The organism is Streptomyces sp. CNH287 (assembly GCF_000424825.1).
Genome location: NZ_AUKQ01000011.1, coordinates 305,380 through 315,236, shown reverse-complemented (window position 1 = coordinate 315,236; position 9,857 = coordinate 305,380). Strand labels below are relative to the sequence as shown.

11 protein-coding genes and 2 pseudogenes are annotated in these 9,857 nt (G+C 71.0%); 4 read left to right on the top strand and 9 right to left on the bottom strand.

The features are described from left to right. From H299_RS0112785 to H299_RS0112775, 3 genes and pseudogenes are all read right to left on the bottom strand, one after another. On the bottom strand, positions 1-989 hold a 989-nt coding region (locus H299_RS0112785; RefSeq protein WP_486587254.1), incomplete at its 3' end, for an IS30 family transposase. A 313-nt stretch (positions 990-1,302) separates the two neighbouring features. Continuing rightward, a pseudogene (locus H299_RS38290) lies at positions 1,303-1,611 on the bottom strand (tyrosine-type recombinase/integrase); the annotation flags it as partial. 274 nt (positions 1,612-1,885) lie between these two features. Next, a complete protein-coding gene (locus tag H299_RS0112775) occupies positions 1,886-2,254 on the bottom strand; it encodes an SCO3933 family regulatory protein (RefSeq protein WP_486587252.1) in 369 nt (122 codons plus the stop codon). A 459-nt stretch (positions 2,255-2,713) separates the two neighbouring features. On the opposite strand from H299_RS0112775, the gene H299_RS0112770 reads away from it, so the two are divergent. From H299_RS0112770 to H299_RS0112760, 3 genes are all read left to right on the top strand, one after another. Beyond that, on the top strand, positions 2,714-3,277 hold the full coding sequence (locus H299_RS0112770) for a Uma2 family endonuclease (RefSeq protein WP_027748730.1): 564 nt from the start codon (positions 2,714-2,716) through the stop codon (positions 3,275-3,277). A 218-nt stretch (positions 3,278-3,495) separates the two neighbouring features. Continuing rightward, entirely contained in the window at positions 3,496-3,759 is a 264-nt protein-coding gene (locus H299_RS0112765; RefSeq protein ID WP_199782435.1) for a hypothetical protein, read from the top strand. Continuing rightward, entirely contained in the window at positions 3,749-4,087 is a 339-nt protein-coding gene (locus H299_RS0112760) for a hypothetical protein (RefSeq protein WP_027748728.1), read from the top strand. The genes H299_RS0112765 and H299_RS0112760 overlap by 11 nt, the downstream gene beginning before the upstream one ends. Positions 4,088-4,186: 99 nt before the next feature. On the opposite strand, the pseudogene H299_RS38285 reads toward H299_RS0112760, so the two are convergent. Beyond that, a pseudogene (locus H299_RS38285) lies at positions 4,187-4,570 on the bottom strand (tyrosine-type recombinase/integrase); the annotation flags it as partial. Positions 4,571-5,155: 585 nt separating this feature from the next. On the opposite strand from H299_RS38285, the gene H299_RS0112750 reads away from it, so the two are divergent. Beyond that, positions 5,156-5,782, top strand: a complete 627-nt coding sequence (locus H299_RS0112750; protein WP_486587251.1) for a DUF4328 domain-containing protein — start codon at positions 5,156-5,158, stop codon at positions 5,780-5,782. A gap of 46 nt (positions 5,783-5,828) precedes the next feature. On the opposite strand, the gene H299_RS40400 is transcribed toward H299_RS0112750, so the two are convergent. From H299_RS40400 to rsgA, 5 genes are all read right to left on the bottom strand, one after another. Further along, complete coding sequence (locus H299_RS40400; RefSeq protein WP_486587250.1) at positions 5,829-5,954, bottom strand: hypothetical protein; 126 nt, start codon at positions 5,952-5,954, stop codon at positions 5,829-5,831. Positions 5,955-5,992: 38 nt separating this feature from the next. Beyond that, a complete protein-coding gene (locus H299_RS0112740) occupies positions 5,993-6,523 on the bottom strand; it encodes a hypothetical protein (RefSeq protein ID WP_051262406.1) in 531 nt (176 codons plus the stop codon). A 60-nt stretch (positions 6,524-6,583) separates the two neighbouring features. Next, positions 6,584-7,183 (bottom strand): AAA family ATPase, encoded by a 600-nt coding sequence (locus H299_RS0112735; protein WP_027748724.1) that lies wholly within the window; start codon positions 7,181-7,183, stop codon positions 6,584-6,586. Between the two features lie 38 nt (positions 7,184-7,221). Continuing rightward, the gene (locus H299_RS0112730) at positions 7,222-8,340 is read right to left on the bottom strand and encodes a baeRF3 domain-containing protein (protein ID WP_027748723.1); all 1,119 of its coding nucleotides are present in this window, start codon (positions 8,338-8,340) and stop codon (positions 7,222-7,224) included. A gap of 212 nt (positions 8,341-8,552) precedes the next feature. Continuing rightward, positions 8,553-9,722 (bottom strand): ribosome small subunit-dependent GTPase A, encoded by a 1,170-nt coding sequence (rsgA, locus tag H299_RS0112725; RefSeq protein WP_027748722.1) that lies wholly within the window; start codon positions 9,720-9,722, stop codon positions 8,553-8,555. Positions 9,723-9,857: the final 135 nt, after the last annotated feature.

Here is a 9,857-nt window from a genome sequence, read left to right as displayed (position 1 = left end):
CAGGGTGAGTGCGGGTCGCAGAAGTAGACCGGCACGCCCGTGGCCACGGTGAACTGCTTGTGCGCGGCCATCTCGCAGCCCTGGTCCCAGGTCAGCGAGCCTCTCAGGTGCCCGGGCAGGGTCTGGATCAGCGGTACCAGCACATCGCGGACCTCCTCGGCGGTATGCCCGCCGGGCAGATGCCCGAGCATGACGTAGCGGGTGGAGCGTTCGACCAGGGTGACGATCGCGCTCTCGCTGCGGGGGCCGACGATCAGATCGCCCTCCCAGTGGCCGGGAACCGCCCGGTCCTCAACCTCGGCAGGACGCTCGGAGATCATCACCATCTCGTCGACGAACCGGCGGGTGCGCTGGTCCGGGCTCCGGCGCGGCTTGCGGCGGGTGCGCCCGGTGCGCAGCGCTGCCGCGACTTCGCGGCGCAGTCCGCCACGGGCCTGGACGTAGATCGCCTGGTAGATCGTTTCCGGGCTCACGCGCATGCTCTCGTCGTCGGGGAACTCGATGGCCAGAGCGTGGCAGATCTGCTCGGGTGACCACTGGTCCTGCAGCTTTTCCGCGACGAACCGGCGGAGCGGGCCGTCCTGGGCGAGCTTGGAGTCCTTGGGGCGCGACCGGCTCCTCGCCCATGCCCGCTGGGCCCGGTGCGGCCGGTAGAAGCCATCGACCGACCGGGCGTCGATCTCGCGCTTGATCGTGGACGCCTGTCGGCCCAGTGCCCGTCCGATCGCGCGCAGCGACCGGCCTTCGCGGTGCAGATCAGCGATCAGCTCTCGCTCGGTCACCGTGAGGAACCTGGGGTGCAGTTCGGCCTCGACCGTTGCGAGGGACGACTCCCAAGAGGTGGCGGCGATGGTGGTCACACCGGTCTTGTAGTCGATGCGGCGCCCGTCAGGATGCAGGCGCGAGTGGCCGATCTGCCGGATACCGCGGTCCCAGTCCTCAGCGGTGCGCTCATGGACGCCGGCCTGCGCGGCGGCATCACGGCGCAGGACTCCCGCAGCACGCAGCCGCTCGTACTCCGCCCGACCGGGGTGGCCGGGCCTACGCGGCCTGCCGAGACCACGGATTCCGGCCTGGCGTGCCCATCCGAACGCCGTGTTGCGGTTCACTCCGACTGCACGAGCCGCAGCAGTGATGCTGCCGTTCTCCCTGTCCAGCGCCTCGAAGAACGCCGCCTTCAGCACCTCGAAATCCACGATCCCCGCAACTCCCTGAACTCCAGAGTGTTGCGGGGATCAATAGAACCCGCCTGTGTCCTGGCGGGGCTTTTGCGTGGGGTGACGGCAGTAGTTGACGGCAACGTCAGCGGACGGTTGCCGCACAAAGCGGCGGGGCGTCGCCGTCGTCGGGCTGGCTGATGGTCCTGGCGGGCTTACGGAGGGCGTTGCCGAGGAGGTCGATGGCGTCGCGCTGGAGTCGGAGTCGGGCGTGGGCGTAGAGGGTGGCGGTGACGCCGATGTGGGCGTGGCCGAGGAGTTCCTTGATCACGACGAGTTCGACGCCCTGCTCCAGGAGGAGCGTCGAGGCGGTGTGCCTGAGGTCGTGGAACCGGATACGGCGGAGCCCCGGGGGGCCGAGGAGACTGGTGAAGGTGCGGGTGAGGTTGGTGGGTCGATGGGCCGGCCATCGGGGTGGGGCTTCGTGGAGGGTTTGGTAACGGCGAGGCCGGTCATGGGGGCGAGGCGTCTCCAGGTGCGGCGGATGCGGCGGGCCTGCCGCAGACTCGCTCGGGTTTCGGCGTCCGCGCGGAGCCATCGGGGGGTGAGGAACGCGGACCGGCCTGCGAACACCGCGCCGCTGAGGGCGGCGAACGGGGCCAGAAGCTGCCGAGCTGCGGTGGCGGGGTCGAGGCCGGATATGTGGTGGAGCAGGGCGAAGGGTTCGGTCATCGGGTCGCATTGGCGTTGACGGCAGTGGCGCGGAAGGCAATGCCGTGGCGGGCCTGGCCGCCACGGACCGATTCCCACGGTGTGGCGCACAGGCCGGTCACGGTCACGGCGGCGCCGGGGAGGGCGCCCTTGGCGATGCCGGTCTCCGGCATCGTGACGGTGGTCATTTCGGCGCGTTCGTCGAGGACGAGCATGACGCCGGCGAGGACAAGCGGAGTGCCGCTGTCGCGGTCGACGGCCCTCTCACCAGTCTGCCGGTCCTTCACCTTCGGCCGGACGGCGCCCAGCATGAGCGCTGCGCTGCCGTCGCAGTCCCAGCTGATGCAGCAGTACGGGGCGTCCAGCCTGACCGTGCAAAAGGCCACGGCTCTGCTACGGGATCAAGGCTAGGCCGTCTCCCGCCCCGGCAAGGGCACCTCCGTCAGCACGCGCAGCGACTTCGGCCACGCCTACGAGACCATCATCACCGACCTCGAACGCCTCATCCGCCAGGGCCACCTCACCCCCGGCGCGAAACTCCCGCTCCGGCCGCTCCGGCGCCGCCCCCTACCCGACCCCGGCTCCTGGCCGCGCAGGACCAGCACACCGGACGGCCTGGAAACCATCAGAGCACGCGACGCGCCAGCACCGCGGCAGACCGGATCAGCCACGGGTAAGCCTTTGCTGACAGCCGCCTCGTCGGACGACCGGGGGGCACGCGTGTTCGGTGGGTCGCTCATGGAAACGGAACCCGGTGTCAGCAGGCGAGAGCGCCCGTATGCTGGCCAGGTACCGCCCGTCGAGGTCACACTGGGACTTGCCGGTCGGACGAGGAGGTGAAAGGGATGGGCGTTGCCATCGATCACATCGGGCCCTGGACAGTCGCCGACGTCCTGGCCCTGCCCGAAGACCGCACCATGCGCTACGAGCTACTGGGGGAGTCCCTCGTAATGTCCCCCGCGCCCGGCGTCCGCCACCAGCGGGCCTCATTCCGCCTCCACGTCGCGTTGGACGCGGCCGCGCGGGCCGTCGGTGCCCCGGTAGAGATCCTGGAGGGCGTCAACGTCGTCCTGCCGTCCGGATTGGTCGTCCCTGACCTGGTCGTGGCCGACGCCGGCGCGACCGCCGAGGACCCTGTCAGCGTCGACCTCGATGCCGTCCAGCTCGCCGTCGAACTCGTCTCCCCCGGCAACCGCACCATGGACCGCAAGGTCAAGCCCATGCTGTACGCGGAGGCCGCTGTCCCGCACTTCTGGCGACTCGAGTTCGACCCGGCCCCGATGCTCGTCGTCTACGAACTGGAAGGCGGGCGGTACGTGGAGCGGACGACCGCCCTCGCGGGCGCGACCACCCACCTGGACGCCCCATTCCCCGTTGCAATCGACCCGGCGGGTCTCTCCCGGCAGTAAACCGCCTGACAGCAACGCCGACGGCAACCGGACCCGTCAACGGCATACACCAGTGGACTTCCACAAACACATGGCTCGGCGCTCACCTGCAGAAACGCAGGTGATAAGCCCCTGCCTAGCACACGTACTATGTACTGGCGGGGGACACGCCGGTCCTGGTTCATAACTCCAACGGCTGCCTCACGATGTCCTCTGCTATTAGCGAGGACTCGGCGCTGGTGAAGGCCGCGCAGCAGGCGGGGAAGAATCAGAAGGTTCAGGCTGACCTGGACAGCTTGTTCCAGCAGCTGTCGCGCGGAAATATGAATCCGGGCCTCGGGAGTAAGGCGTTGTCCGGAACGGATGTCACCTACGCGCGAGGAAGGAACGGCGGTGGCCTGTTCTTCCGGAACGTCGATGGCGGAATTCAGATCGTTGGCAAATCCGACAAGGTGAACGAGTCCAAGGTGATTGCGAGGTTGAACCAGCTCTATGGCCAGTGACCCTCTCTACCGCGTAGAGAACCAGCAGTTCAGTGCGCTCTTCATGCTGGGCGCGGAGGACGACAAGGAAACCGTCGAGAATGTCGACGCAGAACTCTGCCTGTCGGACGGGACGCGATGGAGCGCCACATTCATGACGCTGCGCGCAATCGAGCAAGTGATGAATCGCTGGTGGGAGGCTGGAGAATGTTCCGGAGGGGCATATTTTCAGTGCCCCGATCTCGTGATCATTCCGAAGGGTGGCGTGGCGGCGATGCTGGATTCCTTCAAGGGCATCATCGAATCAGGTGGGCCTGAAGGGGTTTTGCAATTCCTGGACGAAAGCTAACTCGCCCATAGATGCGCTCGCAGAGCGAAACAGGACACCCTTTCCCGGGTGACGGCGAAAGGGGCATCCTGGCGTTTGACGGCAACGATGACGGCAACGTCAGCGGACGACGGCTGCGGTTGGTGAGTCGTCGGGGGTGCCGGTCGGGCCGAGGGCATTGCCGAGGGTGTCGATGGCCTGGCGCTGGAGGCGGAGGCGTACGTGGGCGTATACGCCGGCGGTGACGCCGAGGTGGGTGTGGTCCAGGAGTTCCTTGATCACGACGAGATCGACGTTCCTGGTCCAGAAGCAGGGGCGCAGTCGAGCGCCGGAGGTCGTGGAAGCGGATGTGGCGGAGTTCCGCGCTGTAGAGGGGGCGGCGGGTGAGGTTGGTGGGGGCGAGTGGCTTTCCCTTCGGGTGGTGAAGACGAGCCCGTTATCCGTCCAGCCCCTTCCAGTCGCCTGGCGCTCTCCGTGCTGCCGTTCCTCGTGGCTCGTGAGGGAGCGCGGGTGGAGGGTCGTCGGGACGGAGCGCGGGTCCGCGGTGCCGCCTCGGGAGAGCTGGCTCGCCGAATCGCCGGACGCAGAGCCCACAGCAGTCATATCCTGTGCGGGCAGGGGGGTTTCCCGCACGACCGCGGGTTTCCCGCACAACCGCGGACGTCGGCGTAGACGGCTCCGGCCAGGCATCTGAGAGACCAGGCGGCATCGACTGACGAGCCTGCCGCAGGCGGATTTCAGGTGAGATCGCTGGTGGGTGAAGCGGGAGAGAGCCTGCGGTTCGATGTCACCTCAAGTTTTGGCGTTCCCTGCTGAGTCCTGCTCTTGACTCGCGCGTGGAGATTCGGGCCGAGGTTTCGTGGGTGTATTTCGCGTGACGCCCAAGGGCGTCTCCAGGAATGTGGGAGGGATGGCTCAGCCATGCTGTGCTTGCGTTGCCGGATGTCTCTTGCCAGATGCGGGGGAGAACTGTGCGAGGGGTGCACCTCGGGTGTGGGCGGTGCGGCACCCTCGCTCGCCACGGCGCCGCCGCGCCCCGAGGCCCCGAGCCTCGGGCTCCGGTCACCGGTCGGCCTCTCGTACGCCGTCGTGGCGCTGCTCGGTTCGGTGATCGCGGCGGACGTGTTCTCGCTCTACGCCTCGGTCAACATAGGCAGTGTGCTGGACGAGATCACCGCAGGGAACTACGGCTCCGCCACGGAGGATTCCGCGGATCGCGCCGACCAGCTTGTGGTCGCCTCGGGCATCGGCCAACTGATCACCTACCTGGCGACCGGCGTCGTCTTCATCATCTGGTTTTTCCGGGTCCGGAAGAACGCCGAAGTCTTCGCCGCGTCGTTCCAGCGCAAGAAGCCGGGTTGGGCGATCGGTGCCTGGTTCATCCCCATCGCCAACCTCTGGATGCCGCGGGGAATCGCCGTCGACATCTGGGTGGCGAGCCGCCGTGATCCGCATGGTGCGGGGCAGCGAGAGGCGCCCGCCATCCTGAACGCCTGGTGGGTGACGTGGGTCGCTGCGCTGCTGTTCGGCCGGCTCGCCAACCGCCGGTACAACGACGCCGAGAGCGTGGACGAGATCCGCGACGCCGTGAACCTGCTGCTGATCTCCGACACGGCGGACATCGCTGCGGCCATCCTCGCGATCGTCTTCGTGCGGAAACTGGCCAGGAAGCAGCACATGAAGGCGCTGCATGGTCCCGCCTCCGCGGCGGTCTGAGCACGACGCCAGGCCCGGCCAGGGTGGTCGGTGGCGACCGAGCCGGTCAGTCGGGTTCCGCCTTGCCGGTCAGCGGCCGCTCCGGCGCCGCGCCCAAGGCGACACGGAGGCGCACGGCAATGCGCTCACCGGCGACGAGGACGCCGTCGCAGCCGCAGATGACGAGTTCCATCGGAGTGCTCGCCTGGACAAGCGTGAGGAGTCGGCAGCCTACGGTGCCCCGTCCGGTTGCGGGAGGCGTTGCAGGAGGCCCCAGGTGAACTCCGCGATCACGCGGCGGTGTTGGCCCGGGGTGTCCGGGGCGGTGAAGGCCAGGCGCCAGCGGGTCGGGGCGGAGCCCTCCAGTGGCTGGGCGGGGGCGAAGGCGCGGGCGGCCTCGTCGATCGTGCAGGACCAGGGCCGCAGGTCCTGCACGGTGCGCAGGGTGGGGGACGGGGCGTCCGGCGCGCGTACCAGCCACTCGTTCCACACGGAGCCGCCCGGCAGGCTCAGCACTTCGAAGCGCAGGTCGGGCCAGAGCGGCAGGTGCCAGGTGTGCGCCGTGCACTCGAGGTCGCCGATGCGGCGGTGCCCGCTGGACTCGGGCGGGCCGAGCACGGAGCGGTAGCGGGCGGCGGCGCCGCGGCCGCGCGGGGAGCGGAGCATCGCCTGCCAGCGGCGGTTCGCCTCACGCATCTCCACGCGCCCGGTGCCGAGTTCGCGCAGCGCGTCCTCGACCAGGCCGGGCTGGAAGTCGGCCATGCGGCGCAGCAGTACGAGCTGGAACTGGAGCGGACCGAAGGTGTTCACGCGGGCACCTTCTCAACCGATCCGCAGATGCCGGACGTTGACGACGGCCCGCCGCACCCAGTGCCGCGCCGGACCGTCGGCGTTGGGTGCCAGCCGTAGGCCCGCCGAGGCCGCGACGGCCTCGGCGACCTGCGGGACGGTGCGCTGCTCGGTGCGTACGTGCGCCGCGAACTCGGGCCGTGCCAGCGTGGTCAGGCAGTGGTCGAGCTTGCCGAGCGCCCAGTTGTCGCGGCGCGGTCCGCGGCTGCGGATGCGCCGGACCAGGGTGCGGCGGTCGGCCAGCAGCGCGAAGTGCCGCACGTCGTGGCCCTCGCGGCGCAGTGTGCCGACGATCTCCTCGAAGTACGCGGGGTCGGTCACCGTCATCGGCACGATCACCGGGCCCGAGTGCGCGTGCGCCACGCCGCTGAGCACCTCGCGCACCCCGCGCCGCCACAGCGGCCAGTCCTGGAAGTCGCCGCGCTGGGCCCGCGGCAGCATGCGGTGCAGCCCGTAACCGAGGTGCTCCGGGTCGCTGACGACGCTGCCGGGCAGGCGCCGCAGCAGCTCGTGGGCGGTCTGGGTCTTTCCGACGCCGAACGGGCCGTTGATCCACAGCAGCGGTGCGGGCATGCGCGCGACGGTAGCAAGGCGGGGGCTGCCGCGCGTGGTCAGTAGCGCAGTTCGGCCGCGATGTGCTGGTGGCCCTCGAGTGCGCCGTCGCGGAGGAAGACCACCTCGGCGTCGCCGTCCAGGGCCGTCTCCACGAGCTCGTCGACGATGTCCTCGCGGACGCTGGGCTCGGTCGCGGCTGCGGGGTCGACGGGCACCAGGTGTCCGCCGGTCACCCGGACGGTGCGGCGGAACTGCTCCTCGACGGCGACCAGTCCGGCCCGCCCGTCCCGCACCGCCTCCCACACCTCGTCCAGACCGGCCGCGAAGGTACGGCGCGAGCGCGCGTCGTCGAGCCGCTCGGCCGTCCGGTCCGCCTCCCGCTCCCGGGAGGCGGCGAGGACGGGCCGCAGTTCCTCGTACAGCTCGTGGGCCGGGCCGTCCACCAGTCCGCCCTTGACGAGCCTGCCCTCGGCAGCCGGTGCGGCGGTGGTGCCGGCCTCGTCCAGCACGGCGAGGGCGGGGGCCTGGCCGACCAGGTAGAGGGGGCGCGGATACTCGGCCAGTACGTCGCTCAGGGCGGTGTCGACCGCGCGCGCGAAGCGGTGGGTCCGCTCGTCCGAGAAGGTGCTGGGCACATCCCCGACGCGCTCCTTGCGCTGTACGTCCTCCGGCTCGCCCGCGTCGTCCGGTACGGCCGGGAAGCCGTCGCCGGTGTGCTGGTGCAGGCTCTCGCCGGAGCCGCTCCACAAGGTGGCGCGGTCGGCGGCGACGGCGAGCACCCAGTACGGCCGCGCCTGCGCCTGGGCGGCGACCAGGTTGCGGGTCAGGTAGCTGTCGCTGAGCACGACGCGCTCGGGGGTCCAGCGGGGCAGTACCCAGGACTGGCGTTCGTCCGGCCCGGCGAGGAGGACCAGGCCGTCCAGGGTGTGCCGGTGGTCCACCTCGGCGACGGCCTCCTCCAACCGGGCCTTGATGTCCGTGCGCTGCCGCCGGGAGAGGCCGGGGGCGGCGTCCACCCGCCGTTCGGCCTCCGCGGCGAGGTTGCGCAGCAGCACGGCGTCGTGGCCGTTGCCGGGCTCGCGGCGGTGGGTGGGCATGCTCAGGGACACCACGGGGCTGGGGTGGGGCGCCCGCAGGTCCCGGAGCAGGGCGGGTGTCAGGGCGTCGGCTTCCATGGGTGCGCTGCCTCTCCCCCGCCCGTCCGCCGACGGCCGCCGAGGGACGCCGGAGCCGCCGGCGGGTGCCGGTGACCGTTCACCCGGTCCACGATCCACCACCGGCCGCCGTACTGCATCCGGACGGCGGCCGGTGCGGGCAGCGGGTGCCCGCACCGGCCGTGGTGCGGCGGCGGCCCGGAACGGCAGCGGCCCCGCCCCGCCCCGCCCGCTCAGCGCGGCGGCCGGGGCCCCCGCTTGCGTTCCATCAGGTGGCGGCCCAGTGCCTGGCGCTGCTTGAACATCTGCTTCTGCTCGGCCCGCAGCCGGGCGTCCGAGCGGGCGGCGAGCCGGGCGTTCTCCCGCAGGAGTTTGCGGTAGCTCTCCAGGCGGCGCTCGGGCAGCGCCCCGTCGTCGATCGCCGCGAGCACGGCGCAGCCGGGTTCCGCCTGGTGTCCGCAGTCGTGGAACCGGCATTCCTGGGCGAGCGCCTCGATCTCCGCGAACGCCTGGCCGACCCCCTCCTCCGCGTCCCACAGGCCGACGCCCCGCAGGCCCGGCGTGTCGATGAGGACGCCGCCGCCGGGCACGGGCAGCAGGTCACGGCTGGTGGTGGTGTGCCGTCCCTTGCCGTCCCGGTCGCGGGTGGCCCGCACCTCCTGGATCTCCCGGCCCAGCAGGGCGTTGGCGAGGGTCGACTTGCCCGCCCCGGACTGGCCCAGGAGCACGGCCGTACCACTGCCCAGGACGGCGCGCAGGACGTCGACGCCGGTGCCGTCCGCCGAGCTGACGGCCAGCACTTGCACGCCGGGGGCGGCCGACTCGGTGTCGGCGAGCAGCTGGCCCAGGGCCGGGCCCGCGGGCACCAGGTCGGCCTTGGTGAGCACGACCAGCGGCTGGGCGCCGCTGGACCAGCCCAGGGTGACGAAGCGCTCGATCCGGCCGAGGTCGAGGTCGGCGGCCAGCGACACGGCGATGAGCGCGTGGTCGACGTTGGCGGCGAGCACCTGCCCCTCGGTTCGGTGGGAGGCGCTGGAGCGTACGAACGCGGTGCGGCGTGGCAGCAGCGCGCGCAGGAAGCCGTCCAGGTCGCTCCCGCCGTGGCGGGAGTCGAGGTCGAGTGCGGCGAAGTCGCCCGTGCACGGGACGCGCTGGGGGTCGCTGGTGGCCACCAGCGCCGTGTCCGCCAGTACGGTGCACACGCCGTCGCCCTGGGGTACGACGGCGTCCACGCGGCCCCGGTCGACACGAGTGATGCGGCCGGGCACGAAGCCCTGCTCGGCGTGCGGGCGGAAGCTCTCGGCGAAGCCCTCGTCCCAGCCGTAGGCCGCGAGCGGGTGCGGGGTGGGGCGGGACGTGGCGGAGCGGGAGGGGTGTGGACGGGAGTGAGATGAACGGGACAACGGGAGGACCCTTCGTGGGTGGTCCCGGCGACAGATGCGGCGCGTCAGCGCGGCGGGAGAGGTCGGCCGGGGACCGGGGAGGCGGGGTGGATGAACTTCCGCGTGCGGGCAGCGCCCAGCTCGGTGACAGTCATC

Excerpts from the sequence above, each read along its gene's own strand:
- H299_RS40400 (WP_486587250.1), bottom strand. The coding sequence starts at position 5,954 with ATGGAACTCGTCATCTGCGGCTGCGACGGCGTCCTCGTCGCCGGTGAG.
- H299_RS0112730 (WP_027748723.1), bottom strand. The coding sequence starts at position 8,340 with ATGGAAGCCGACGCCCTGACACCCGCCCTGCTCCGGGACCTGCGGGCG.
- H299_RS0112760 (WP_027748728.1), top strand. The coding sequence starts at position 3,749 with ATGGCCAGTGACCCTCTCTACCGCGTAGAGAACCAGCAGTTCAGTGCG.
- H299_RS0112770 (WP_027748730.1), top strand. The coding sequence starts at position 2,714 with ATGGGCGTTGCCATCGATCACATCGGGCCCTGGACAGTCGCCGACGTC.
- H299_RS0112740 (WP_051262406.1), bottom strand. The coding sequence starts at position 6,523 with ATGGCCGACTTCCAGCCCGGCCTGGTCGAGGACGCGCTGCGCGAACTC.
- H299_RS0112735 (WP_027748724.1), bottom strand. The coding sequence starts at position 7,183 with ATGCCCGCACCGCTGCTGTGGATCAACGGCCCGTTCGGCGTCGGAAAG.